Raw genomic sequence first — 26,089 nt, forward strand, 5'->3', positions numbered from 1 at the left:
CTTTACATAAAGATTGGCTTTATTGACATTACAATGTGTTACAAATCTCCAGTAAAATGTATCCAGCAGCACTTCTAAAAAGATAAAAATAACAATAGAATTACGTTATTAAATATTAAGTAACAAATAGCCATGATATTTAATAAATACTCTAAAAAATTAAGGATATAAAATGTTAATTACAAGGCTTATAGTTTTATGCTTATTGTTATTAAGCTTTAACTCATATAGTAAAAATACGTTAGAAGATTTTTTTGATAAAAGCGGATACGTTCAGGTTAAAATCTCACCTAGTGGTAAATATTATTCAATCACTTACAGAGAAGATACTGAAGTAAAGCTGGTTATTCTTGAAAGGGAATCAGGGAAAACAACAGCCGCATTTGCATTTGGTGAAAATCAAAAAATACGTAATGTTACCTGGTTAAATGACGAAAGATTTATGATGTCAGTAGCTAAAACAGTTGGCTTTTTAGATACCAAAGGCGGACGCCCATATTATGTTGTTGCTAATTACGATGGTTCAAAAAGACGTGAAATTCTATTCTCAAACACGTCAGTTTTAGAAGTCATTAGCACCCTTCCAAATGATAAAGAAAACATTCTAGTCGCCAAAGGTCACTTTAATGATGACTTTGCCGTTAATGTTCATAAATTAAATATTTATAACGGGAAAATGGATTATGTAGGCGGCCAACCCAAAGACGACGTATTTGGTATAACTACCGATATTTCGGGTAACCCTAGATTGGCATTTCATTATGAAGAAGATGAAGAGCAAGAGCTTGGCAAAGGCGATTTAAGTGTTTATTTTAAGAAAAAAGTGAACAGCGATTGGCAGTCTTTAAATCTTGCTAAACTAAGCTACGAAAAAGGAGATGCGCTAGGTTTTTTAGGTATGAACCTAGAGGGTAACGAGGCCTTCTTAATGAGTGACTCGGGCAGAAAAACTACTGCTATTTACAGCCTTAACTTTGAAAATGAAGAACTTACACTTTTAGCGGCAAATGACAGTGTTAATATTACAACGCCAATATTTGGCCCTAACAGAGATGTTATAGGGGCTACGTTTGACCCTGATTACCCTCAATATCAATACTTTGATGCAAAGGGTGAAAATGCGATATTTAAAGAGCTAAGTGATACTTTTAAAAATTACCGATTACAATTTACAAGCCACTCTAAAGAAAAAGGTCTCTCTGTCTTTTCTGTAGAAGCAGACAATTCGCCAACTACTTTTTACTTGTACGATACTAAAAATAAAAAAGCGACTTTTATTGCCTCAAGTGCTCCTCAGATAGATAAAAAAAGCCTCTCTATGACTGAACCTTTTAAAATAAAAGCAAGAGATGGCGTTGAATTAAACGGCTATTTAACCATACCAAAAGGAGCTGCTGATAAAAACTTACCTGCAATTGTTTACTTGCATGGCGGCCCACATGGACCTAGAGATTTCTGGCAATACAACCCTGAAACTCAGTACATGGCTTCATTAGGTTACGCTGTGCTTCAAGTAAACTTTAGAGGGTCTGGTGGCTATGGCAGCGAATTTCAGGAAAGTGGTTATAAAAAATGGGGACGCGAAATGCAAGACGACGTCACCGATGCCACTTACTGGGCTATTAATGAAGGGATAATAGATAAAGATAAAATATGTATCTATGGTGGTAGCTACGGTGGTTACACTACGTTAATGGGCGTTATTAGAGAGCCAGACCTTTATAAGTGTGCAATTGGTTATGTGGGTGTATATTCAATTCCAGAAATGAAAGAAAGCGGCGATATCCCCACCAGAGAGTCAGGTCGAAAGTATTTAGACATGGTTCATGGTACCGACATGGAAGATATGCAAGCTCGCTCTCCTTCATTTAATGTTGATAAAATTAAAGCCAAGCTGTTTATTGCCCATGGCGAGGACGATGTAAGGGTTCCTATGGAACAATATGAAGCATTAACATCAGCGCTTGATAAAATAGGCTATCCATATGAGTCAATGGTTAGAGATGAAGGACATGGATTTCATCAACCTAAAAACATCACTGATTTCTACACAAAAATGGCTGAGTTTTTTGCAGAAAGCCTAAAATAATACGCTAATAAAATTGTGCCAGCATAAACGCTGGCACTTATATCCGCACCACTAAAAAAACAATTTTACGTAGCTTCCACTGTTTTTAATTGCATCCAACAGCTATGCCCACAAGCATTAAATAATATAAATCGTATTTATTTAACTCTATCTAATGACTTAGCCTACCGCTTCACTTAAACTAATTGCCTCAAGTTTTTCTATATTCATTTCATAAATTTTTGCATTTATAACCCATAGTGCTTTTTTGCTCTGGCGTTACTTTTTTATATTTAAACATCTAATTCAAAGGGGGTTTATGAAACCTGATGTTACATCTATACCCAATCAGCTAAATAAAACGGCTATTTTAATTGTGCTGGCGTTAGGCACCTTTATTTTAGGTTTATCTGAATTTTCGATGATGCCAATGTTGCCCCTTATAAGCGAAACATTTAGTACTACACCTTCTCAAAGTGGTTATGCTATAAGCGCGTATGCTATAGGCGTAGTGGTTGGTGCACCTGTGTTAATGCTTACAACGGCTAATATGCGAAAACGAAAAGCACTGCTGATTTTTTTAAGTTTAATGTGTGTATCAAATGGGCTTAGTGCATTGGCTACGTCGTTAGAGCAGTTAATCATATTTAGGTTTTTGAGTGGATTGCCTCATGGCGCTTATTTTGGTGCTGCCATTTTGCTTGCATCTGATATTGCGCCACAAGGTAAACGAGCCAGCTTTATGTCAAAAGTATTTATGGGATTGACCATTGCAACTATTGTTGGTGTGCCCGTTGTAACATTGGTAGGCCAAAATTTAAGTTGGCGTTACTGTTTAGCTGGTGCTGCAGCGATTGCTTTTGTTGCATTTATTTTAGTTTATAAAGTCGTGCCCAACATAGACAACGCTAAACCCTCTAACTTATTAAACGAGTTTGGTGTGCTCAAAAACAAGCTCGTATGGTCAATTTTAGGCATTGTTATTATTGGCTTTGGTGGTGTTTTTTGTATTTATACCTACATTGCTGACACCATTTTAGATGTAACAAATACAGCGCCTTATACTATCTCAGTGGCAATGGTAATGTTTGGCATTGGCTGTACACTGGGTAATTACGTTTTAGGAAAAGCTGCAGACAAGTCGGCAATAAAAACGACTGGCTTTGCGCTTGTATGCACCATTATTTTTGCATTTGCTTATGTTACGGCAAGTTATAGTATTTGGGTGCTTTATGCGGTTATTTTTTTCATCGGTTGTAGTGTCGGTTTAGCGACATTAATTCAAAGCCTACTAATGGATGTAGCACCTGAAGGTCATGCGATGATAGGCGCATTAGTTCAATGTGCATTTAATACAGCAAACGCAATTGGCCCGTGGGTAGGTGGAATCGCGATTGCCAAAGGGGCTGCGCCAAATCAAACTGGCTATGTCGCTGCGGTATTATTTTTAGGTGGCTTAGGAATGTGGTTGCTGAGCTATTTACAACTTAATAAGTCACCCAATTTAAACACAGTTAATTAATCACAACACAAAAAGAGCGACTGATAAGCCGCTCTTTTACTTTCATATCAATAAATTTTTACGAATCTAACGACGCCATATCAATGACAAAACGATAACGTACATCTGAATTTTCCATACGTTCGTATGCGGTGTTAATTTCGTCAATGTTAATCATTTCACACTCAGGCAATACATTGTTTTCACCACAAAAATCGAGCATTTGCTGAGTTTCTGCTATACCACCTATAAGTGAACCTGCAACCTGACGTCGTCCCATTAATAATGGCACTGTATTTAACTCTTCAACAGGCCCCACTTGACCAACAATAATTAATGCTCCATCTATGTCTAATAGCGGTGTATAAATTGATAGGTCGTGCTTAACAGGCACTGTATCAATGATCACATCAAATGCTGACTGCGACTCTTTCATTTCGTCATCATTTGTTGAAACCAAGTAATGTTGGGCACCAAGTTTAACAGCATCTTCTTTTTTAGATTCGCTTCGGCCAACAACAGTTACCTCAGCACCCATTGCTACGGCATTTTTTACCGCCATATGACCTAAGCCACCCAGGCCTACAACTGCAACACGGCTGCCTTTTTTAACGCCCCATTTATGTAGTGGAGAATACGTAGTAATACCTGCACATAACAACGGTGCTACGCGTGAGAGATCTAAATTCTGTGGTATTGAAAGTACAAACTCTTCACGAACTACAACATGCTTAGAATACCCGCCTTGGGTCATTTCTCCGGTTTCTCTGTCTTTACCAGCATAAGTGCCAACCATGCCCTCACGGCAAAATTGCTCTTCATTATTGTCGCACTGATCGCAGCTTTTACACGAATCAACCATACAGCCTACGCCAACGGTATCACCTTGTTTGTATTTTTTAACATCGCTACCAACCGACTTAACTTTGCCAACAATTTCATGGCCTGGCACGAGTGGGTATTTTACACCGCCCCAATCGTTTCTAACGGCGTGTAAATCTGAATGGCAAACACCGCAGTATAAAATTTCAATTTCTACATCGTTATTTCGTAAATCGCGGCGTTCAAACTCAAACTCTGTAAGCTCAGACCCTTGGCTTTTTGCTGCATATCCTACTGTTTTCATCATAACTCCATAGTTGTTTAAAAATTTAAAACGCATTGAGTATGTACTTTGAGGAGTGAATACAAACTGAAAAGCAGCCACAAAAAAGCCCAAATATTATTTGGGCTCAATCACATACTACTATTTAAGGCAGTGTTACTTAGTAAGCTCTGCGTTAATTTCGTCAATTAAAGTATTAATACGCTCGGCATTTTTACCTAAATCGCTGCGACCAACACGTGATTTACTTCTTATATCAACAAAGCGCTCAGTACCTTCATCAACAATACGAACAACAATATCGTCTTTAAAACCAAACCACGTTGTGGTGTCTGTTGCTTCTATTAAACCAAGTGATTTATTAGCGCTTACCAATTCCCAGCCTAAATTTTTAATTGCTTGCTCGGTTGCTGCAATTACATCACTTTGCGACTGTGCAAAGTTAAGGGTTGTTAGTTCAGGGTAAGCTTTACGTTGTTGTACCGCGGTTTCTTCCCCTGCGTATTCAACTGGGTTTGGTGCGTCAGCGCGAAGTGGTGCAATAGCAACAAATTTAGGCGGGTTAACTAAGTCGGTTGAAATATCATGAATTGGCGGCACATTTTTGGCTTTATTCATCATGTTAAGCGGCATAGCAATAGCAACCACAGAAAATACTACAGCAACGATAGCACTACCAAATGAAGCGGTTTTACGCATAAATATTAACTGCACTAGTAGTAAAACAAGTGCTGCACCACCCACATACACGCCGTATCTAAAACCTGTAAAAGCAAGGCCTAAATCAACCACGCCATACTTGTATAAAGGGCCAGGTAATACAACCAGTAAAAAGGCGATTAAACTCACCAAGCTGACTAAAATCTTCATTCTTGTGCTCCATTTTGTGTGTAATTGTTATTTTGTAAACAGCACTTATACTGCACGTGCTTGATTTTGGTTTACCATTAGCAACTAATTACATAAAAAAGTCCAATGTTGTGCGATCAAAGTTAGTAAGATTAGGAAAAATATCGCTCAATTCAGATGATGGAACGCCAAACCATTGCGCCAATGAGGCAAAGTATTGCTCATTTGCCACGCTTGGGATGAGCCTGCCACTGCCAACGTCTTGCGGGCCGTCTAAATGCTGCGTTAAAAATTCACCATAAATATCGCCTCCTTTAACCGCTCCTCCCATTACTAGTTGATTGCCAGCCCAACCATGATCGGTGCCATCACCATTTGAGGTCAGCGTTCTACCAAAGTCCGACATCGTAAAGGTCGTTACTTTGTCTGCCATATTTAGCTCTTGCATTGCGCTATTAAACTCGCTCAAGCTTTGCGCTAATGAATTTAACAAAAGCGGGTGGGTTTCTAATTGGTTGTCGTGGGTGTCAAACCCGCCCATTGAAACAAAAAACACTTGGCGCTGTGTTGCTAAAGTAGACTGCACACTAATTGCTTTTGCCACTGCGGCCAATTGCTGAGAAACACTAGAATCGCTGAATGGTGTTATCAGCTCTGGGGCAGTCTCTAACGCATTGTTCATAGTTTGAGTATTGTTAATAGCCGAATTAAAGCTTTTTGCATAAGCATCACTAAGCGGATGATGAGTATTGCCCATTATACGATTCATAATGTTAGTTACGTGGTCTGTGCGTGGTTGATAACCGCCAAATGCATTTATACGACTAATCCCACTTTTATTTAGTGCAAACGCTTTTGTTTGGCTGCCTGTTTGCCACAGATTAGTTCCATCTAACGACACATTGGCAGCAAACTGATCCTGCTGATTTAAGCGCTCTAACAAACGTGCTCCCCAACCACTGTTCAGCGACTGTTTTTCACGGCCATACATCCAAGATGCTTGCTGATCATTATGAGAAAATAAGTGCTTAGGTAATGCCACTGCATTATTTTTGTAATCGTTATAAGTTGTTGGCGCAAGCAAGGTACCCACCCCACCAACAAACGCTAAATTAGATTCATTAAAAACACGTTGAATAGGCGACAATGATGGATGCAACCCTACACCACCTGCAAACTGGGTTGCAGTATTTAAAGTAATTGGCGATGCAACCGCTAAATTTTGTCGGCTTTGTTCGTACAAACTACGCTGCTCACCTTCAAGGGGTACCAACATGTTGAGTGAATCGTTACCGCCGTATAAAAAAATGCATACTAGTGCTTTGTAGTCGCCTAGTTCAACTGCATTAACAGAGCCTGTAAGCGCTTGTAGTTGCAAACTAGTCAGTGCGGCTGCCGATACACCGCCTTTTAAACATAACGACAAAAATTGCCTTCTATTAATGCTCATTATGTCTCTCCTAATACTGCAAATTAAATTCAGGTGAAATAGCAATCATATAAAGTAAATACGATACCCGTTCGCGATATTGATCGTCATCAAAATAAGCATCTAAATCTAATAATGCTTGGCGTGTATCACTACTCATAGAACCTGCAAAATACAGTACGTTGTATTGATCGAGTAAGTAGTTAATCCCATTGTTTTGCAAGGTATTCATATCGTTAATGATGTAAACATAAATACCGCTTGGATTTAAATCGGTGTGCGCCTCTGCAGTACTCCACACTAAATCGGCAAAGTGTTCATTCATGGTGCCTATAATCGTTGCATCGCCGGCTATTTGTAGCTCAGGAGCCACTAATGAATTTGTTCGCAACTGAGCAGGCTGGTAGTCAGGTCTAAAAAAGTTAAACACCGAACTCGACTGCATAGGCCCTTGCCCATATCGGTCAACTAAATTCCATGTTTTGTAATAACCTTCGGGTGACCTTGCGTTTAGGTTTCGCCAAAATTGGACTGTTTTAAGAAGCGGTTCTTTTATTTTACCTTGGTAGCTTAATACACTGCCATAATGACGAGCTTCATCATCTAAATATATAGCTTTTACTACTGCTGCTAGATCACCTCGAACGCCTTCGCCATTATCATTAAATACACTGGCAATTCGCTCTACATATTGCGGCGTAGGGTTTGATGTAATTAGTCGTTGTATTAACTGCTTACAGATAAAAGGCGCTACATTTTGATGGTTAAATAAATTATCAAGCGCTAGTTGTAACGACTCTTGCGCACCATACCCTTGGGGAATAATGTCGCCGTTTAATAACATTTTTTGCTTTTGTGAATGGTACTCTTCAAATGCTTGCATGGGCGCAACATAGTCGCGACTTTTGCGCTTAAATGTTTCACTGCCTGCAAATGTCCACCCTGTAAATACACGAGCAAACCCTTCTATTTCTGCTTGGCCATACGTTGCAATAGTATTACCGTTAGCGTCTAATTTAGCGGTACCGTCTTGGTTTAGCTCATCAAGCCCGATAGTAAATAACTGCATAACCTCACGGGCATAGTTTTCATCGGGGCGAATATTAAGTGCATCATCGGCCTTTTCGTTACCCAAATGGCTAAGATAAGTGCCCATGATTGGCGATAAAGTTACCGCCTCAAGTAAATCACGAAAATTACCAAATGCATGCGTTAGCAGTAAATCGTAATAGGTCACCATGCCCTCAGGCTGAGAGCGTAAATCGTTATTGAGATCAGACACTACAAGTATTTCACTCAGCGCAAAGGCCACGCGCTGGCGTAGTTGATCGTCGCTTTGCATTACGGCTTTCCACCACGCGTCTATTCGGCTTATATACCTAAAATCTTCATCGTCATTAGTAAACACCATATAGTCACGATGATAGTTAATGGGCAATGCCAGTTGGGCATCAAGCCATTGCAGCTCACTTTGACCTTGCGCGTTTTGTATTTCTACAAGCGTTGGCCCCATGCTTCCTTGATGCAACAACCGAGCTGCAGAAAATGCATCCATGCTATTGCGGGCAAAAAAATTGACCGTTTTAACGGTAGTGGCCCCTTCGTTATCGGTCGCGGTAACATTAAACGCATACTCTGAAGGCGTGTAAGTTAGTGCATCAGCCAATTTAACGCTAACTGAGCTTGCGTTTACTGACTCACTTAACACCGTAGGCCCCGAAGTTTGTTTCCAAATTACACTTGCGATGCTGCCGTCAGCATCGCTGGCTGTTGCTTTTAGCTCAATAGTTTGGCTTTTTGTGATATCACTGGGTAAGCCCGACAGGGTTAAAGAAGGAAGTTTGTTACCATTAACGGTTGGGGTATCATCTGAGCCAGAACCACCGCAGGCACTAAGAAAAAAGACTGAACTTACTATCAAAACTAATTTATAATGCATGTTAAATCGCCATGATATTTTGGTTTAAGTAAGCAATTGCCTACTTAGTTTAATGCATTAATTGAAACACAAAATTTACATTTTTTCCTTTTATTTTTTGTAATCGAAACTTGACTAACGTTCAAAATTGCACAAACTACGGGGGTTAAACAGCCAGAGACTCATACATGAAAACAGAAATTAGTTATCGTTTTGAATCATCGCAAGTGGCCAACCGTTTTTTACATGAGTTAAAAAACTGGCCAGTGAACGATGTTAAAACACGTCTTTTTAATGGAGGGGATAGCGTAAAAGTAAGCTACGATTACGACGAAACAGGCTTCGATTATACCATTGCCGAGCTTGATGATTTAGCCGAGCAACATGGAGGAAAAGAAGTTTAGTGCAACGTAATATGTATTAAACTTTTTAGCATTAATAGTAACAATTCGCGATGCTGGTTTAATTATATTGATTTAATTAAGGCTCTGTCTCTTCCGGTGTTTTTTGCCTCGTACAGCATAACGTCTGCATCTTTAATTAATGATTTGGCTGTGATGCTTTCATTATCCATAGCCTTTGCCGTTGCAAAAGCACAGCCTACACTTATAGTTAAAACATCACTTACTTTAGAGCCTTTGTGAGGTAATTTAAGCGCATTTACATTTTTTCGTAATTGTTGAGATATTAGTTCAAATTGCTCAAACGAAAGCTGGTTAAACAGCATTATAAATTCCTCACCTCCATAACGTGCTGCTATACCATTATTTGATTGGGCAGTTTCTTTTAAAACACCACATAGTGCTTGTAAGGCACAATCTCCTTCTTGATGACCATAAAAGTCGTTGTACAACTTAAAGTAATCAACATCAATTAGCATTAATCCCAACGTTGTTTTTTGATTGTGGGCATCATGCCACTGTAATGTGTAAATTTCTTCAAAGGCACGTCGGTTATAAATTTGCGTTAACTCGTCTATTTTACTTATTTTTTCAAGTTGTTCGTTTTGTTTTTTGACCTCTTTTATTAAGGAATTAAAACCATTTATAAGTACACGCATTTCTAAAAACTGATTTTTAAAATGAAGCGGTTGAAGGTCATTTTTAAGTAACATTAAATTGATTGCCGATGCACCATTAATTAATGGTGTAATAAAAAAACGATTAACAACAAAAAAACCTATTAAAGAGGCTACAAAAAACATTATTAAAATAATAATTAAATACAAGTCAAATAACACAGGCAACCTTTGATGGTGATGCTCAATATTCATTGTCAGTAATGGGTTACCATTTATGTCTAGCAATATTCTTTGTCGCTCAGTGGCTATTCCCTCATTTTGGATTCCACCATTTAAAACAAGTAAATTTTGTGTTGCGCTATCGTCATTTATTATTGAGTAGCTAAGTTTTACTTGCGCCACTTCTGCCATCATAGCAACTTGTGATTTCCTTACTTTTTTAATAAAAACAATACTACCAACAGGCTCTCCTGTTTTATTTGTTCGTTGAATTACGTGCGATGCAAACATAACAGGACCATGCTCTGTTCTTAAAAAACCGAAGCGTTCTGACGTATTTTTTTTATAAGGTAGGATAGTACGGGTAGGTAAATGAGTATTTAGATCAAATTCTGGCAGCTCAAAGGATTCCTCCTGAATGTAATCAAAAGTATGCCCATAAACTTGTTTAAAGTTCATGTCGTAAATAAATACACCATCTATTTTGAGTGATTTAAAGGTATCGTCCACATAATTTGACTCAATATAGTCTTTATCAAAGCTCGTCATGAAATCGTAAGAGTCATCCCACACCGCATAATCGTAATTTAGGGTTTTTAAGAAAACAAACTCTCTGTTTAATGCAATTTCTAGGCTCAATAGCTCTCTATTTTGGTAGTCTTTAATGTTTTCATTTATAGTTGGTAACGTAAAAAAGTATCGATAGCTAACCAATAAACTAGTTACAAAGCACATTAAAATTAAAGTACCTATTATTACAAAAAATCTTAATGTCATTATTAGGCCCTAGGGTGTGAAGTAGCTTAATTCATTTTATAAATAGCGCTTATCTATAGTTTTTTAAGTGTGCTTGGGTTTATTCTGCGCCAATATAACTAGTTTAATGATGATTCCGGCATTAATGTTATTGGCATAGTACAGCGCATTAGCGTACCTTCGCCAAGCTCACTTTCTACCTCAATTGAACCATTATGCTCTTTTAGCACGTTATAAACGATGGCCATTCCCATCCCCGTTCCCTTCCCTACTGGTTTTGTTGTATAGAATGGTTCAAAAATATGGCTTTTAGTTTGCTCGTCCATTCCACAGCCATTATCTGCAATTTCAATATAAATATTTTTTTCGTCTGAAAATAACTTGATGACTATTTTACCTTGCTTGCCATCAACTAAATCACACGCATATTTTGCATTTAGCAGTATATTAACAAACACTTGGTTAATTGCCGATAAATTACAATAACTCAATGGCAGCTCTTCATAATCACATTCCACCTGACAACTTTTTAGCTGATTGGCGAGTAACTTAATGGCACCATTTAATGACTCAGTAATATCAGCCATAGCCAATAAGTTATTTTTCGGTCTGGCAAAGTTAAGCAAATTATTTACTATGGCAGCGATACGTTGAAGTCCCTCATGAGTGTCGCCGAGCAGTTCATCTAAATCTTCTAAAATAAAATCTATATTCGTTTCTTGGTCGAGCTTTACCAATTGTGCTTCAAGCTCCGAAGCCGAGATAGACTTATCTATAAACTGCTTAGATATCTGCATTAATGAATGAAGTGTTGGTTTAAAGTACTTAATGCTTTCTACATTACTCATTACATAAGCAAGCGGGTTATTTATTTCATGTGCTACGCCTGCCGATAACGTACCGAGTGTTGCCATTTTATCGGTTTGCATTATGGTTACCTGCTGGCTTTTTAGCATGCTCAGCTTTTCTTTTAACTCTTGATTAGCGCAAAATAACTTACGTGTTTTATCTTCAAGTAAAACTTCTAACTGATCTCTTGCCGCTTTTTCACGCAAATACGCTTTTTTGTAGTTATAGTCGTCTTCAGCCATTTAAAGCCTCATACTTCACTTCAATAACGCACTTGTCGCAGCCGTCGTGCATACATTCAACATGGTTTAAAGAAACATCAATACCGTAATGCGAAGCCGCACCATAAATAAGCCCTTCTGCGCACATACATAACTGCCTTTTAGAACGGTAATGCATTAAAATAAATCCATCTTCAATCAGTTTAGACTCTATTTCTGGTAAGTTTGGTTCATGGTATAGCTTAGCGACTTCAACATGAATGACCTTATCAATCCCCATTATTAACTCTGCAAAACTATTAAAGCCTTTCGCAACCGTTGGGTGGCTTCTGTTTAAGTGGCCAAACAAATACTCACCAAATGCTTTTAATACTTCGGGCATAGTCATCGATAGGGCTGTCGCTACATCCTGGGCTAAACCAATTACCTCTTCATCTGGGTAACTTTGTGCAGAAATATACACACGGCCATCAGGGGCGTTTTTTTCAAGTAACTCATCCCATGCCGCCATACCGCACTTTTCAATAACCAGTGCCTCTAAGCCTCTAAAAATTATGCCTTTCATGTTTTATCCTTATTTATTACTTAACCACCATTGCTCTATGTCGGGAAATAGCTCTAAGTCATCTATAAAATCAAACTCTTCAAGATTAAAGTTAAACGCATTATTGCAAAACACATGTTCAACAATCATGTGAATCACGGTTAATGATATGCTATTTTTTGAGGGTAATTCATCAATCAATTGCGCATCGACTATTTTTTGTTCAAACCCCCAAAGTGCCAGTAAATAAGCACTTAACACAAACTTAGGTACAACTTCACTATCTAAGTCGCCATGAGGATCACTCGTTATAATTAACTCACCTATTACACTTAATAACCCTACAGCACATGCGAGTAATTGAGTTTGGCGATCTTGCTTTATATATTTTGCTAACGATTGCGATAACTCTGCTTTTTTATAGCCTTTGTCTATTAAGTGATTAATTGCTTTTTGTTTATTTTTACTAAGTAACTGATGAGATAACTCTGAAAAAACCACGATTGCTCTAAGGTTTATTAAGCCAATCCTTACAATCGCTTCTTTAACACTCGAGGTAGTACTATCAAACCCCATAAAAGCCGAATTAGCAATTTGTAAAACCTTACCAGCCAGTAAAGGGTCGTGCCTAACATCTTTTTCTAAAATAGAAATATTAGGCTCATTTTTATTAAGTTCATTGAGTAGGTTTTGCGTTACCTCACCTAAAAACGGAAGCTCAGAGAGTTGCCCTAAAATAATGCGATGCTCACCGCTAATAGGAAGTGTTTTTAAAACAATAGCACTATTTATTACGCTCTCTAAATGTGACTGAGCAAAAGGCTTAACTAGGTGAAAATGGATTACATTATTTAATTGTAGCTGGTAATTCCCACTCATATCACCTGTTAATAAACACCTTAGCGCAGATGGACAGAGCTCTTTAGCTTGTTCTAAAACGTTTTTCCCCGTGGGAAGTTGCATCATCGAATCACAAAAAATAATATCAGGTAAGGCGTTGTTATTTATTTGCTGTTCAAATTGAGTAGCAACTTGAACTGTGCACACATGAGCACTGGGGCATAAACGGTTAAGCGTGCGTATTAACGCACGTAACAGCAGTTCGTCGTCATCAATAATAAGAATATTGATTTTTAAATCATGCATCTACTACACCTAAAGCTATAACGTACTAGTTTATAATTAAAGCGTAGTATATTTTTATCAATACCCCTACTTTCAAAGGCGCTAATTAATAAAAAGTAAATGCATGGTTTTATTCATGATATTTACGGATCATCGCCACTTTACCGTTTTCAACTTCTATTACTTCCATCATTACTGATGTGTACTCTATTGGCTGCTTACTTTGTGGGTGAATGCCTTTAGCGTGGTTTTTATAACGAATCGCAAAACCGCTATCGTTAAATATAAAAGTATTGAGTAGCTCACTTTCATAGTGGGTATGCGCGCCTAAGTAAAAGCTCATGCCTTTGCGCATTAGTTTTTTACCCTCGGCAGTGCGAGAGTCATCTATTTGATACGGTATGTGCTGACTGCCAACATCGTCCGTTAATAAGCTAAGGTAGGCTTCAAGCTCTTTTTCACTTGCGTTAGGCGCTTGCGTGGCGGTCATTGTGTTGTAGTAATGCTGTGCAAATTTGTTTAAGTCCAGTGCCTCTTCAGCATTAACCGAAAAGGTACTCACTAATAGCAAAGCTAATGTAAAAAGTCGTTTCATCACTTCTTCCTTGTAGTTAAAAATATTGATTTATTTATAGGTACACTATATTCATATGCTCAAAAAAAAAACAAATACTTTTAAGTTAATAAACCTACATTTTGCTTTTTACTCTATTGGTTGCCGCGCTGTTGGCTGGATCGTCGGGCCAAAAATGTTTAGGGTAACGACCCTTCATTTCTTTTTGAACATCGCGATAACTACTAGCCCAAAAGTGCGCTAGATCTTGCGTAAGTTGTAAAGAACGCTTACCTGGCGAGAGTAATTCCATAAGCAGTGGCAGCTTGCCATTTGCAAGTATTGGCGTACTTGTTAAGCCATACACTTCTTGCATGCGCACGCTAAGTTTTGCGGGGCCATCTAGCTGGTAATTAATTTTTATATTTGAGCCACTCGGTACCATTAACCTAAGCGGTAACAATGTTTTTAGGGCTGTTTGCTGTGTCCAGTCAAAACAATTTTGCAGTGCTTCAAAGTAGTTAAACTTTTTAAGCTGCTCCAGCGTTTTTATATCCTGTAAATATACGCCTAACCAATCATCAGCTGTTTTGATAAGTTGCTGCTCGCTTATTGCCGGAAACGTATCGGGCATAAACTGACTGGCTAAACTCATGCGTATTAATAATTGCTGTGCATCGGGTTGTTCATTAAATAATGCAAAGCCGTGTTTAGTAAATAAATTAAGCCACGCTTTAGTGCGCTCGGTTTTATCAAGCTTTTGCTTGCTTGGTTGGCTTGTAAGCGTAATGGCGCCGAGCTTTACTTCGTCTTGATGGATAAAGCGCGCGGTTTTTTCATCAAACTCACAGCGGGTAAGCGTAGTAAACAAGTGCGGTAAGTAATCTTGTAGCTCAAATGGGCTAAGTGCGGTGGCTGCAAAAATACGTGCGCCTTTATGGCCGCCCATGCTTGCAATAGCAAGGTAGTCATCGTTATGCCAGTAATCGGTGTTTAAATCAGCGCCCGCACCATTGGCAAGTAAGTAGCCATTACCGCGTTTTTTTGCAATGCGATCGGGGTAAGCTAATGCCACCAGCAAACCTAAATACTCGGTGTTTAGCTCACTGTTACTGTCGGTTACTTTTAAACGGCTTTGCCAGTATTTTAACTGCTGTTTAAATACTGGGTGTGGCCTTTGCTGTTGGCTATGTAGCGCCAAGCTTAGCTCGTTGGCACTGTTTATTCGGCTCTCAAGCAGCGCCACTAAATAAAGTGCTAAACGGTAAATACCAGGGAGTTCTGTCTCAAGCGCCTGCGCTTTTAAAAGCATATGCGCTAAGCGAATATCCGCCCCAAAACCCAACATGTTGCTGCCCAACTTGGTTAGCTTGCCTTTGCCGTCGATGGCTTCAAGCATAGTTAGTAAGCTCATTGCTTGTGTGCATTGCTGCGCTGTTGGCGTATCAAGCAAGGTGAGTTCGCTAATATTTGCGCCCCACTGCTTTGCTTCAAGCATAAGTTGGCTTATGTCTGAGGTGAGTATTTCGGGGCTATCGTGACTATTACGTCGCTCAAAGGTTTGCTTTGAGCCAAGCCTGTACACCACACCTGGTTCTATTCGCCCTGCACGCCCTGCACGCTGCACGGCAGAGGAGCGCGATATACTTTGTGTTGTAAGCTCCGTTACACCTGTTTTTAAGTTAAACATTGCGGCGCGGCGTTTACCGCTATCTATAACAATACGAATGCCTTCAATGGTTAAACTGGTTTCGGCTACATTGGTGGTAAGCACTATTTTGCGCATCCCCTCAGGCGCAGGAGCAATCGCCGCTTGCTGATTGGCTTTATCTTGCTCACCAAATAACGTTGCAACTAGGCAATTACTTGGCAAATCATTAAGGGCCTGTTGTACGCGTGATATTTCAAATTGCCCAGGTAAAAACACCAGCGCACTGCCGCTTTGCTCTTTTAGTGCTTGTTTTATTAAAGGTGCAATAGCATCTAACCAGCGGCTTTCATCTTTTATGGGTACATATACTTCATCTATGGGGTAGCTACGCCCGCTTGATTGTATAACCGGGCAATCAAAAAACTGCGTATAGCGCTCAGTATCAAGGGTGGCCGACATAAGTAGTATGGTTAAATCGTCGCGCAGCGCACTTTGGGTCTCTAAAGCAAAGGCCAGTGAAGTGTCGGCTGCAATTGAGCGTTCATGAAATTCATCAAATATCAGTAAATCAATGTCGCTTAATTCTGGGTCGTTTTGTAGCATGCGGGTAAGCATGCCCTCGGTGACTATTTCAAGGCGCGTATTGCTACTTACTTTGCTTTCACCGCGTACACGAAGGCCAACGCTTTGCCCAACATTTTCGTTTTGGCACTGCGCTAAGTAATTGGCAATATTGCGTGCAGCTAAGCGGCGCGGCTCCAGCATTACAATACGTTTAAAATGGCCGTCGCGCATAAGCTGTAGCGGCAACCAGGTTGATTTACCTGCACCAGGCGGTGCTTGTAATAACGTTATAGGGTTACTTTGTAATGTAGTTAGAAGTTGTTGATATATGTTTTGAACCGGCAGCACTGCTATTTACCCAAAATTGCTTTGCACGCATTGTAACAAAAACCAAAAATAAACGCGCCGCTAAAGCTGTGTGGTTATAAAGGGCATCATAATCAGAAATAATTACAGACCGCTCTGTACATTTTTTAAGGACATGCGCGCTATATTAATTACTACTGCCTCAATAAAAACATAACAGTATGATTATAAATACAAAATTTAAATTTAACTTATTGGTACACGCCTTGCTCCTTTTATAGTGAACGTTAAATAAATCTAAGTAAGGAGAAACTTATGAACAGCGATCGTATGAAAGGTAATTGGAACGAACTTAAAGGTAAGGCGCAACAAAAATGGGGCGATCTTACTGACGACGATTTAGACAAAATTGAAGGTAGCCGTACAGAGCTAGTGGGTAAAATTCAGCAGCAGTACGGTAAATCTAAAGAGGAAGCAGAGCGTGAAGTAGATGAGTTTGAAAAAACTCACTAATCGCTAACTTCTAAAAAAACCGCCATTTGAAGTGACCCCAATAAGTTGGACTCATTTCTAAGCGGCAACCAAGGCCTGATTTCGATATTGTATCGGACTCAGGCCTTTTAGTTTTAGCTTAATGCGTTCGTTGTTGTAATAATCGATGTATTCTTTGATGTTTTCAATGAGTTCATTTGCGTCCTTGAACGTCTCATTGTGATACATCTCAGTTTTTAATATGCCGAAGAAGTTTTCTGCAATGGCATTGTCTAAGCAGTTTCCTTTTCGAGACATACTTTGAATTAGCCCATGCTTTTTCAGGTGTTGTTGATATCGTTTATTTTGATATTGCCAACCTTGGTCTGAGTGGATGAGTGGTCTCTCATGCTTCAACAGCTTTGCTGTTGCGGCTTTAAGCATGTCAGTCACTAGTGGTAGCGTGACAGATGTCCTTACCTCATAGCTGACCACTTCTTGGTTAAATAGGTCTATTACCGGTGACAGGTATACCTTTTCTCCATTGACCTTAAATTCAGTGACATCGGTCACCCATTTTTGATTGGGCTTCTTTGCCGTAAATTCACGCTTGAGAACATTTTCAGCGATTCTACCGACTTCACCTTTGTAAGAGGTGTAGCGTTTAGGTCTGACTTTTGATTTCAAGCCAAGTTCGCCCATCAAGCGTTGCACGCGCTTATGATTAACCATCAAACCCATTGCTCTTAGCGTGCAAGTTACCCTACGGTAGCCGTATCGTCCTTTGTGCTTGTGATAGATATCACGTATTCTTTCGCATAAGTCAGTGTTGGAACAGGGCTGAACCAGTGTATTACGATGGTAATAATACACACTCTTGGGAAGCCCTGTGACCTTTAATAAGTGTTGTAAGCTGTATTTTGCCTTGAGCTCTTCGACAACTATAGTTTTGTCTTTGCTTTTTTCTTTCTGGCCTGAGCCAAGGCTTCTAACTTTTTTAAGACTGCGTTCTCTGCACGTAGATAATCCAATTCTTCCCTGAGCTCTTTTTCAGACATGTCTGCTGATGGTTTAGGAGTTGAAGAATGATTCGTCACGCGAGGCCTACCTTTTTTCTGTGGTTTTAGTTGGGTTATACCCCCGTGAGCATAAAGCTTTTGCCATTGAAATAAAATACCTGGGGATGATAAGTCGAAATAGGCGCTAGTATAACCCAAAGACCAATCATTAATTTCCATCGTCTCGAGCACATGAATTTTGAACTCGCCTGAATAAGGTAATTGTTTATGTATAAAACTCTTTGACCCATTAAGCAGGTAGACCTGAAACCAATAACGAATAAGCCGAGCGCTAATATTGTACTTTCTACTTAATGCTTCAGAGTTTTCCTGCTCAGCAAGTTGTGCGAGCTTTAACTTAAATATTCTTTTGTGCTTGGACATAAAAAGACCCCCAGTAATTGGATTGTCCAACTATTGGGGGTCACTTCAATTTGGCGGTTTTTTTTGTTTAATGGCTAAAAAGCACGCTAGTTACGCTTTTAATTGATTACCAATAGGCAGTTGCCTAATGCGCTTACCACAAGCGGCAAAAATAGCGTTACACAGCGCAGGGGCATAAACCGGTGTTGCGGGCTCGCCTACACCTGCTGGTGGTGCATCGCTTTGTATTATTTCTACTTCTACCTCTAAAGGTGAATCGCTCATACGCGGTACGCGGTAATCATGAAAATTACTTTGCTGTACGCGACCTTTATCAAAGGTAATACCGTCGCTAATAGCAGTGGTAATACCGTAAATAGAACCACCTTGCGTTTGGTTTTTAACGGTATCGGTGTTTACTACCGTACCCGCATCAATAGCCACCCACGATTTAATCACGTTTAAATCACCAGCGTCCGATACCTCTACCTCAACCACCGTAGCCACATAGGTTAAAAAGCTGCGGTGCGCAGCAATACCTAAGCCGCGCCCTTTTGGAAGTGTTCTCCCCCAATTTGCCATACTCGCTGCTTTTTCAATAACATGACGCAAACGGCTTGTTTCAAGTGGATAAACCGCTTTATCGCCACCGTAGTTATTATAGTTTGCGTTCTGGTTTGCAAAATCGATAGTACGCGCTGGCCCAATGGTTTCCAATAAATAATCTTTTGAGTCTTTACCCGCCTTGTGGGCAGCCTCATTTATAAATGACTGCACGGCAAACGCATGAAAAATATTTGTGACCGAGCGCATCCAGCCTATTCGGGCTTTTGCTGGTGCTTCACCTCGTTCCAGTTTCATATTGGGTGCTAAAATTGGATTATCAGTAAAACCTAGGTCTAGCTCAAAGCCACCAGGTGCAGATGCTCCCTCTTGAAAGGTAGACATAATTGGCGAAAACGCCGTGCGATGTAAGTAAGCCTCAATATTACCTTTTTCATTGAGTGAAGCTTCAATATGTTGAGCCGATACCGCATGATAAAAACTGTGCTGAATATCATCCTCTCGCGTCCACTGAACGCGAATAGGTTTTCCAGTTTTCATTGAAATGTAGGCGGCCTCTGCTGAAAAATCAGGTTTTGATTTACGCCCAAATCCGCCACCTAACATGGTGACATGCACGTTAATTTTACTCTCGTCCATACCCAGTAATGCAGCCACAGTTTTCATATCGGCTTGCGGGTTTTGCGTTGCAGCCCAAATATCTACACTGTCTTTATTGTACATTGCCGTGGCGCAAGGTGGCTCCATGGGTGCTTGAGTTAAGTGCGGCGCGTAATAGTCGGCTACAAGCTTATTGCTCGATTTAGCCAACACGCCCATGGTATCGCCTTTTTCGCGCACATGCGCTTGCGGCTCATTCACTGTTTGCAGTAACGACTTTTTAAAGTTTTCTGAATTATAATCGCCGTTTTTACCATCATCCCACACTACTTTTAGTGCTTTACGCGCCTGCCATGCAGCCCACGTATTTTTAGCAACAATAGCAATGCCGCCTTTTGGCTGAAATTGCGGCGCACCTTTTGGTACAGGCATTTCAATAACATCAACTACGCCATTAATTGCTTTAGCGGCGCTGGCATCAAACGATTTAACCACACCACCTACTACCGGCGGACGCTCAATAATAGCCACCAGCGCTTTTGGTTCGCGTACATCGGCAGCAAATGTGGCTTTACCGGTTACTAAATCGGTTAAATCTATGTGCGCCATACCGGTATTTATATAACGCCATTCTTTACGTGTTTTGAGTGTTAGCTTATCAGGCTCTGGCGGGGTAATGCCAAGCGCGAGGTCAATTAAATCTTTATAAGCCAGCGTTTTACCCGAGCTGTGGGTAACCACGTGCTGATTAGCTGTACAGGTTTGTGGGTCAACCTTCCAATACTTAGCGGCTGCGTGCTGCATCATATAACGTACGCTTGCGCCCATTTCGCGCAAGCGCTGCATGTTGTATCGAATACTGCGCGAGCCATCGGTATTTTGATCCCCATATTTAGGGTCGCCCTTACCTTGAATAACCACTACTTTGTCCCACGCAGCTTCCATTTCGTCTGCCACAATTTGGGCAATGGCGGTACGAATTTGTTGGCCCATTTCAGAGCGGTGACAGGTTATTTCAACCATGCCATCGGGGCGCAGAGCTATAAATAAGTTAGCGCGCTTTGCTTGCTCAGAGGGTTGCTCTAACATGCCAGCAAACGCTCTTGGTGCACTGCCTACAAAATAAGTGCCTAATACTAATGCGCCTATTGCGCTGGTTTTTAAAAATTCACGGCGGTTTAGGTCAAAGTACGTATTGTCGTTTTTCATACCTCTTCCCCTTGTTCATTTGGGTCAAAATACTCAACGCCCGCAATGGTTTTAGCCGCCGACTTAATCGCTTTATGAATACGCGGATACGTGCCACAACGGCAAATATTGCCCGACATATTACTCACTATTTCATCATCAGTGGGGTTCGGGTTAGCTGCTAATAAGCTTGCCGCTTGCATTATTTGCCCGCACTGACAAAAGCCACATTGCGGTACTTTATGCTCAACCCACGCTTTTTGTACAGGGTGGTCGCCTTGCTCGCTTAACCCTTCAATAGAGGTAATAGCACGCCCAGCCACAGCCGATACAGGTAATATGCACGAGCGCTGCGCTACGCCATCAATGTGTATGGTACATGCACCACATTGCGCCATACCACAGCCAAATTTAGGTCCGGTTAAATTTAATTCATCTCGAAGATACCAAAGCACCGGCGTTGACGGATCGCCTGTAAACTCATGTTTATTACCATTAACGGTAAGCGTGATCATATTTAACTCCTTGGCAAAGCGCTTTAAAGGAATTCCTTGTTGCGCGAGAACGGTTTGAATACTTGCTACTTTTTTAGCCTACCACTTAGATCAATTTTATTGAAATTTTTATCGGTAAGTGGCTGTAATAAGCTTTGATAAGTCGCTAAACGCAAAAACCGCCCTATGGCGGTTTTATGCATAAACTAAATGCTAGTTATTTAGTTAGTGCTAATTTAACCGCGGCCTGTGCATGAATTGGGGTGGTATCGTAAAGGGGCACCGTTGTATGTTGCGGCTCTACCAATAAGGCAATTTCAGTACAGCCTAAAACAATAGCCTGTGCACCTTTTTCAAACATACGCTCAATAATATTTATAAACTCAGCTCGGGCTTCATCATTAATAATACCTTGGCATAACTGATTGTAAATTATGTCGTGAACACGCGCTCGCTCATTAGGCTCGGGTATTAACACTTCAATGTTATGCCTATCGGTTAACCGCCCTTTGTAAAAGTTTTGCTCCATTGTAAATTGCGTGCCCAGCAACCCTACTCGCGTTATTTTATCGTGTTTTAACTGATCTGCGGTAGCATCGGCAATATGCAAAATAGGAATACTAATATTGCTGGCGATATGGTCAGCCACTTTGTGCATGGTGTTTGTGCAAATAAGTAAAAAATCAGCCCCACCAGCCTCTACCGATTTAGCCGCCTAGGTAAGTAACTTAGCTGTTTGTTGCCAATCACCTTGATGCTGCAGCGTTTCAATTTCGGCAAAATCAACACTCATCATAAAAACTTTGGCACTATGTAGCCCGCCCAACGCATTTTTTACACCCAAGTTTAACGCTTTGTAATAACTAGTGGTTGACTCCCAACTCATACCACCAAGCATGCCAATCGTTTTCATAAAATTGCCTTTTTAGTTTACTAAAAAAACTAAGCAGTTATCCTAAAATATCTTGATGAGCTGAGGGAGTAAGCTATAGCTATTTTTTAATGCCTCTTTCGGTTTTACAAACGATTACAATAGCGGTAATAAAGTTAAAGAAAATACCAAGAACAAACCAAAGTAAAGCACTTCGGCCTGTAGATTTAGCCCACCAAGCACTGAAAAAAGCAAAAAATAATACAGCCAATACACTACGATTAAATTCCTCTTCTAACTTTTCTGTGTCGTAAGACAAGCTCGATAACTCATTTTCTAACTCGTTGACCTTTTTAGTTAATAGCATAATTTCTTCACTTTGCTCATTTTGTGCAGTGACTGTTTCTATAGGCTGAGCGTATGCCAATAATGAGCTTGCAACCCACATCATAATGCAGAGTATAAATTTCATTTTATTCCTTTAAATTATTTTAACTTAAACAGGCAATTAACCAAATGACGTTAATTGAGGTTGAGATAAAAAACCAGTATTTAAAGCTTTTCTTTGTTTATTAAAGCTCTTTCTTTAACTGCAGATTGGCGAATAAAAAACATTATTACGCAGCCTGCAATATTCCCACCTATTAATAAATTGAGTATGGCTAAAGTAGTTATTTGATTAACTTTTCTCTTAGATACAGCCCATAAATGCCAAAAAGCATAACTACAAAGGCCAAGTACTGCCAAAACTAGCGCAAATGGATGTACACTCCCTTTTTTGAGAACAATAAATACCATTCCAGAAGCAAGAATTAGTGACAAAACGCAAAGTCCGACCAGAAAAAGCTTTACGAAAAAACCCAGAGTCGAAAAACTAAATTCATGTTTAGTTTTATTTAATTGAATAGTTTCTTTAGTCATAATATCCCTTATTAATAAAGTATAAACAGCTTATCAAATACCATTTGAGGTTCCTTCAAAATGGTTTCCATTTCCTCACCCAATAATTTCACTTAATAAACTTATTGTAAACAAGTAATTACCTAAATTTGAAAAGATATTAGATAGTGCTACGTAATAAAAAACGAGCCTAATTTGGCTCGTTTTTCTTTTACTGATAGCTGACAGCTAAAAACTAACCGCTTCACTATTCAACCACTTCGTTATGATTCCGGCTCATACCCCAAATTAGGCGATAGCCACCTTTCAGCCTCTGCGAGCGTCATATTAGTTCGCTTGGCGTAGTCTTCTACCTGATCCTTTTGCACAGCGGCTACGGCGTAGTATTTTGCCTCTGGGTGTGAGAAATACCAGCCCGAAACAGCAGCTCCTGGCCACATGGCGTATGAGCTAGTGAGCTGCATGCCAATGCGTTTTTCGGTATCGAGTAACTGCCAAATTTTCTTTTTCTCGGTGTGCTCTGGGCACGCTGGGTAACCCGGCGCTGGACGAATACCTTGGTAGTTTTCGCGAATTAGCTCATCGTTACCCAGGTTTTCATCGGGTGCGTAACCCCAATACTCTTTACGCACTTGTTCGTGCAGGTATTCAGCAAACGCTTCTGCGAGCCTGTCGGCAACCGCTTTAATCATTATTTTATTGTAGTCGTCTTGCTGTGCGTCAAACGAATTAGCTAAATCGTCTTCTTCAAGACCGCCCGTTACTGCAAACGCACCAAAGTAATCAGGTGTGCCTTTTGGCGCAATGTAGTCGGCTAAACAATAGTTAGCAAAGTCGGTTTTTTCAGTTTGCTGGCGTAAATGGCACGAGGTGCTTAACAGCTCTTTGCGGGTTTCGTCGGTGTAAATTTCTATGTCATCACCTACACGGTTTGCAGGGAATAAACCAATTACACCTAAAGGTTGCAAAGCACCTGACTTTTCGAGGTCGTCGAGCATGTCGTTAGCGTCTTTAAATAAGCTTTGTGCTTGTTCGCCAACGACTTCGTCGTCCATTATGCGCGGGTATTTACCAGCGATTGACCACGTCATAAAGTATGGGGTCCAATCTATATACTTACGTAACGTGGCTATTGATACATTTTTAAATTCGGTCACGCCCAGCTTTTTAGGCACAGGTGGCGTGTAGTTATCCCAATCAAGCTGGGCTGCGTTATCGCGAGCACGCTGTATGGTAACTGGCTTTGAGCGCGGCTTTTTGCGCGCTTGTTGCTCGCGTACTTTTACGTACTCGGCTTTAGTTTTTTCTAAAAAAGCTGGTTTTAGCTCTTTTGATAATAAACTCGATACTACGCCCACTGCACGGCTGGCGTTATTTACGTACACTACACCTTTGTCGTACTGTGGCTCAATTTTAACGGCAGTATGCGCTTTAGAGGTAGTAGCGCCGCCAATCATAAGTGGGAGCTCAAAGCCTCGGCGGGTCATTTCTTTGGCTACGTGTACCATTTCGTCAAGCGATGGGGTAATTAAACCCGAAAGGCCGATTATGTCTGCTTTTTCGTCAATGGCTGTTTGCAGTATTTTTTCGGCAGGTACCATTACACCTAAGTCGATTACTTCGTAGTTATTACATTGCAGTACTACGCCTACAATGTTTTTACCTATGTCGTGCACGTCGCCTTTTACGGTGGCCATAACCACTTTACCGTTAGTCGCGCCTTCTTCTTTTTCGGCTTCAATAAATGGGTCTAGGTAAGCCACTGCGCGCTTCATAACGCGGGCCGATTTAACAACTTGCGGTAAAAACATTTTACCTGCGCCAAATAAATCCCCTACCACGTTCATGCCATCCATTAATGGCCCTTCAATTACGTGAATAGGTTTATCGGCAGCTGCGCGGCATTCTTCTGTGTCTTCATCTATAAAGGTGGTTATACCTTTTACTAGAGCGTGTTCTAGGCGTTTTTCAACAGGCCATGTGCGCCATTCTAAATCTTCTACCCGCTCAGCTTGTGCCATACCTGAATATTTAGGTGCAAGCTCTACTAAACGCTCACCTGCACCGGGGTCGGTGTTAAGGATTACATCTTCTACGGCTTTGCGAAGTTCCTCGGGGATATCGTCGTAAACTGCAAGCTGGCCTGCGTTTACAATACCCATATCCATACCCGCTTTTATTGCGTGGTATAAAAACACCGAGTGAATGGCCTCGCGTACAGGGTTATTACCCCTAAACGAAAACGATACATTAGACACCCCGCCCGACACTTTACAGTGCGGTAAGTTTTGTTTAATGCGGCGTGTGCCTTCAATAAATTCTACGGCGTAGTTATCGTGCTCTTCTATACCGGTGGCTACGGCAAATATGTTAGGGTCGAATATAATGTCTTCTGGCGGGAAGCCAATCTCTTCTACTAATATTTTGTAGCTGCGTGCACATATTTCGTATTTTCTATCTGCGGTGTCGGCTTGGCCGTCGGTATCAAACGCCATAACAACAGCAGCTGCACCAAAACGTTTAATAATTTTAGCTTGGTGTTTAAACGGCTCCTCCCCTTCTTTAAGCGATATTGAGTTAACAATAGCCTTGCCTTGAATACATTTAAGGCCTGCTTCTATTACTTCCCATTTAGAAGAGTCGACCATAATAGGTACTTTAGAAATATCGGGTTCTGAGGCAATTAAATTTAAAAACTTAACCATGGCCGCCTTTGAGTCCAGCATGGCTTCGTCCATGTTTATATCAATAACTTGGGCGCCGTTTTCTACCTGTTCGCGGGCAACATTCAGGGCGGTCTCGTAATCTTCTTCCATGATTAGGCGTTTAAACATGGCAGAACCGGTTACGTTGGTACGCTCGCCGACATTGGTAAATACTGCAATTTGTTGGGTCATTGGC

The 26,089-nt window shown here is 40.4% G+C and carries 21 protein-coding genes and 1 pseudogene; 4 read left to right on the forward strand and 18 right to left on the reverse strand.

The window, feature by feature from the left end; all coding sequences use genetic code 11:
- The first annotated feature begins 172 nt into the window (after positions 1 to 172).
- Positions 173 to 2,089, forward strand: coding sequence for an alpha/beta hydrolase family protein (locus tag R0J88_RS03230; protein WP_410899059.1), 1,917 nt, complete (start codon positions 173 to 175; stop codon positions 2,087 to 2,089).
- A 298-nt stretch (positions 2,090 to 2,387) separates the two neighbouring features.
- Entirely contained in the window at positions 2,388 to 3,590 is a 1,203-nt protein-coding gene (locus R0J88_RS03235; RefSeq protein WP_410899060.1) for an MFS transporter, read from the forward strand.
- 58 nt (positions 3,591 to 3,648) lie between these two features.
- Here R0J88_RS03235 and R0J88_RS03240 read toward each other — a convergent pair whose 3' ends face one another.
- The 4 genes from R0J88_RS03240 to R0J88_RS03255 form a co-directional block, all read right to left on the reverse strand.
- Positions 3,649 to 4,695: an NAD(P)-dependent alcohol dehydrogenase gene (locus tag R0J88_RS03240; protein ID WP_008132337.1), complete on the reverse strand. Its 1,047-nt coding sequence runs from the start codon at positions 4,693 to 4,695 to the stop codon at positions 3,649 to 3,651.
- A gap of 135 nt (positions 4,696 to 4,830) precedes the next feature.
- Positions 4,831 to 5,544, reverse strand: coding sequence for a DUF1499 domain-containing protein (locus R0J88_RS03245; protein ID WP_410899062.1), 714 nt, complete (start codon positions 5,542 to 5,544; stop codon positions 4,831 to 4,833).
- 88 nt (positions 5,545 to 5,632) lie between these two features.
- Positions 5,633 to 6,973, reverse strand: a complete 1,341-nt coding sequence (locus R0J88_RS03250; RefSeq protein WP_410899063.1) for a DUF1501 domain-containing protein — start codon at positions 6,971 to 6,973, stop codon at positions 5,633 to 5,635.
- Positions 6,974 to 6,983: 10 nt separating this feature from the next.
- Entirely contained in the window at positions 6,984 to 8,891 is a 1,908-nt protein-coding gene (locus R0J88_RS03255; RefSeq protein ID WP_410899064.1) for a DUF1800 family protein, read from the reverse strand.
- Positions 8,892 to 9,058: 167 nt separating this feature from the next.
- On the opposite strand from R0J88_RS03255, the gene R0J88_RS03260 reads away from it, so the two are divergent.
- Positions 9,059 to 9,274 carry a hypothetical protein gene (locus tag R0J88_RS03260; RefSeq protein WP_006791468.1) on the forward strand — a complete coding sequence of 72 codons (216 nt, stop codon included), beginning with the start codon at positions 9,059 to 9,061 and terminating at the stop codon, positions 9,272 to 9,274.
- A gap of 62 nt (positions 9,275 to 9,336) precedes the next feature.
- On the opposite strand, the gene R0J88_RS03265 is transcribed toward R0J88_RS03260, so the two are convergent.
- The 6 genes from R0J88_RS03265 to hrpB all read right to left on the reverse strand — a co-directional run bounded on the left by R0J88_RS03265 (position 9,337) and on the right by hrpB (position 16,721).
- Complete coding sequence (locus R0J88_RS03265; protein WP_410899065.1) at positions 9,337 to 10,887, reverse strand: diguanylate cyclase domain-containing protein; 1,551 nt, start codon at positions 10,885 to 10,887, stop codon at positions 9,337 to 9,339.
- 98 nt (positions 10,888 to 10,985) lie between these two features.
- Complete coding sequence (locus tag R0J88_RS03270) at positions 10,986 to 11,957, reverse strand: sensor histidine kinase (RefSeq protein ID WP_008132344.1); 972 nt, start codon at positions 11,955 to 11,957, stop codon at positions 10,986 to 10,988.
- Complete coding sequence (locus R0J88_RS03275; RefSeq protein ID WP_410899066.1) at positions 11,950 to 12,501, reverse strand: heme NO-binding domain-containing protein; 552 nt, start codon at positions 12,499 to 12,501, stop codon at positions 11,950 to 11,952. Before R0J88_RS03275 ends, R0J88_RS03270 begins: the two co-directional genes overlap by 8 nt.
- Positions 12,502 to 12,510: 9 nt before the next feature.
- The gene (locus tag R0J88_RS03280; protein WP_410899067.1) at positions 12,511 to 13,626 is read right to left on the reverse strand and encodes an HDOD domain-containing protein; all 1,116 of its coding nucleotides are present in this window, start codon (positions 13,624 to 13,626) and stop codon (positions 12,511 to 12,513) included.
- A gap of 109 nt (positions 13,627 to 13,735) precedes the next feature.
- Positions 13,736 to 14,200, reverse strand: coding sequence for a nuclear transport factor 2 family protein (locus R0J88_RS03285; RefSeq protein ID WP_410899068.1), 465 nt, complete (start codon positions 14,198 to 14,200; stop codon positions 13,736 to 13,738).
- A gap of 94 nt (positions 14,201 to 14,294) precedes the next feature.
- Positions 14,295 to 16,721, reverse strand: coding sequence for an ATP-dependent helicase HrpB (hrpB, locus tag R0J88_RS03290; RefSeq protein ID WP_410899069.1), 2,427 nt, complete (start codon positions 16,719 to 16,721; stop codon positions 14,295 to 14,297).
- A gap of 273 nt (positions 16,722 to 16,994) precedes the next feature.
- Between hrpB and R0J88_RS03295 the strand changes: the two genes are divergently transcribed.
- Positions 16,995 to 17,192 (forward strand): CsbD family protein, encoded by a 198-nt coding sequence (locus tag R0J88_RS03295; RefSeq protein ID WP_002958133.1) that lies wholly within the window; start codon positions 16,995 to 16,997, stop codon positions 17,190 to 17,192.
- 57 nt (positions 17,193 to 17,249) lie between these two features.
- Here the strand turns inward: R0J88_RS03295 and R0J88_RS03300 are convergent, their stop codons facing one another.
- From R0J88_RS03300 to metH, 8 genes and pseudogenes are all read right to left on the reverse strand, one after another.
- Positions 17,250 to 18,182 (reverse strand): IS3 family transposase, encoded by a 933-nt coding sequence (locus tag R0J88_RS03300; RefSeq protein WP_410899140.1) that lies wholly within the window; start codon positions 18,180 to 18,182, stop codon positions 17,250 to 17,252.
- Positions 18,092 to 18,592 (reverse strand): transposase, encoded by a 501-nt coding sequence (locus tag R0J88_RS03305; RefSeq protein WP_410899070.1) that lies wholly within the window; start codon positions 18,590 to 18,592, stop codon positions 18,092 to 18,094. Before R0J88_RS03305 ends, R0J88_RS03300 begins: the two co-directional genes overlap by 91 nt.
- 90 nt (positions 18,593 to 18,682) lie before the next feature.
- On the reverse strand, positions 18,683 to 20,944 hold the full coding sequence (locus R0J88_RS03310; RefSeq protein ID WP_410899071.1) for a molybdopterin cofactor-binding domain-containing protein: 2,262 nt from the start codon (positions 20,942 to 20,944) through the stop codon (positions 18,683 to 18,685).
- A complete protein-coding gene (locus tag R0J88_RS03315) occupies positions 20,941 to 21,438 on the reverse strand; it encodes a (2Fe-2S)-binding protein (protein ID WP_024034278.1) in 498 nt (165 codons plus the stop codon). Before R0J88_RS03315 ends, R0J88_RS03310 begins: the two co-directional genes overlap by 4 nt.
- A 196-nt stretch (positions 21,439 to 21,634) precedes the next feature.
- Positions 21,635 to 22,330, reverse strand: a pseudogene (locus R0J88_RS03320) (aspartate/glutamate racemase family protein).
- A gap of 79 nt (positions 22,331 to 22,409) precedes the next feature.
- Entirely contained in the window at positions 22,410 to 22,760 is a 351-nt protein-coding gene (locus tag R0J88_RS03325; protein ID WP_410899073.1) for a hypothetical protein, read from the reverse strand.
- Positions 22,761 to 22,840: 80 nt separating this feature from the next.
- Entirely contained in the window at positions 22,841 to 23,209 is a 369-nt protein-coding gene (locus R0J88_RS03330; protein WP_039037748.1) for a hypothetical protein, read from the reverse strand.
- A gap of 242 nt (positions 23,210 to 23,451) precedes the next feature.
- Positions 23,452 to 26,085: a methionine synthase gene (gene metH / locus R0J88_RS03335; RefSeq protein ID WP_410899074.1), complete on the reverse strand. Its 2,634-nt coding sequence runs from the start codon at positions 26,083 to 26,085 to the stop codon at positions 23,452 to 23,454.
- Between the last annotated feature and the right edge of the window lie 4 nt (positions 26,086 to 26,089).

This window comes from Pseudoalteromonas sp. SIMBA_162, from assembly GCF_046535955.1.
GTDB classification, from domain to species: Bacteria; Pseudomonadota; Gammaproteobacteria; order Enterobacterales; family Alteromonadaceae; genus Pseudoalteromonas; species Pseudoalteromonas marina.

Bases quoted from the DNA above. Each gene is read 5' to 3' on its own strand.
- R0J88_RS03230 (WP_410899059.1), top strand. From the start codon at position 173: ATGTTAATTACAAGGCTTATAGTTTTATGCTTATTGTTATTAAGCTTT.
- R0J88_RS03235 (WP_410899060.1), top strand. From the start codon at position 2,388: ATGAAACCTGATGTTACATCTATACCCAATCAGCTAAATAAAACGGCT.
- R0J88_RS03240 (WP_008132337.1), bottom strand. From the start codon at position 4,695: ATGAAAACAGTAGGATATGCAGCAAAAAGCCAAGGGTCTGAGCTTACA.
- R0J88_RS03245 (WP_410899062.1), bottom strand. From the start codon at position 5,544: ATGAAGATTTTAGTCAGCTTGGTGAGTTTAATCGCCTTTTTACTGGTT.
- R0J88_RS03250 (WP_410899063.1), bottom strand. From the start codon at position 6,973: ATGAGCATTAATAGAAGGCAATTTTTGTCGTTATGTTTAAAAGGCGGT.
- R0J88_RS03255 (WP_410899064.1), bottom strand. From the start codon at position 8,891: ATGCATTATAAATTAGTTTTGATAGTAAGTTCAGTCTTTTTTCTTAGT.
- R0J88_RS03260 (WP_006791468.1), top strand. From the start codon at position 9,059: ATGAAAACAGAAATTAGTTATCGTTTTGAATCATCGCAAGTGGCCAAC.
- R0J88_RS03265 (WP_410899065.1), bottom strand. From the start codon at position 10,887: ATGACATTAAGATTTTTTGTAATAATAGGTACTTTAATTTTAATGTGC.
- R0J88_RS03270 (WP_008132344.1), bottom strand. From the start codon at position 11,957: ATGGCTGAAGACGACTATAACTACAAAAAAGCGTATTTGCGTGAAAAA.
- R0J88_RS03275 (WP_410899066.1), bottom strand. From the start codon at position 12,501: ATGAAAGGCATAATTTTTAGAGGCTTAGAGGCACTGGTTATTGAAAAG.
- R0J88_RS03280 (WP_410899067.1), bottom strand. From the start codon at position 13,626: ATGCATGATTTAAAAATCAATATTCTTATTATTGATGACGACGAACTG.
- R0J88_RS03285 (WP_410899068.1), bottom strand. From the start codon at position 14,200: ATGAAACGACTTTTTACATTAGCTTTGCTATTAGTGAGTACCTTTTCG.
- R0J88_RS03295 (WP_002958133.1), top strand. From the start codon at position 16,995: ATGAACAGCGATCGTATGAAAGGTAATTGGAACGAACTTAAAGGTAAG.
- R0J88_RS03305 (WP_410899070.1), bottom strand. From the start codon at position 18,592: ATGTCCAAGCACAAAAGAATATTTAAGTTAAAGCTCGCACAACTTGCT.
- R0J88_RS03310 (WP_410899071.1), bottom strand. From the start codon at position 20,944: ATGAAAAACGACAATACGTACTTTGACCTAAACCGCCGTGAATTTTTA.
- R0J88_RS03315 (WP_024034278.1), bottom strand. From the start codon at position 21,438: ATGATCACGCTTACCGTTAATGGTAATAAACATGAGTTTACAGGCGAT.
- R0J88_RS03325 (WP_410899073.1), bottom strand. From the start codon at position 22,760: ATGAAATTTATACTCTGCATTATGATGTGGGTTGCAAGCTCATTATTG.
- R0J88_RS03330 (WP_039037748.1), bottom strand. From the start codon at position 23,209: ATGACTAAAGAAACTATTCAATTAAATAAAACTAAACATGAATTTAGT.
- metH (WP_410899074.1), bottom strand. From the start codon at position 26,085: ATGACCCAACAAATTGCAGTATTTACCAATGTCGGCGAGCGTACCAAC.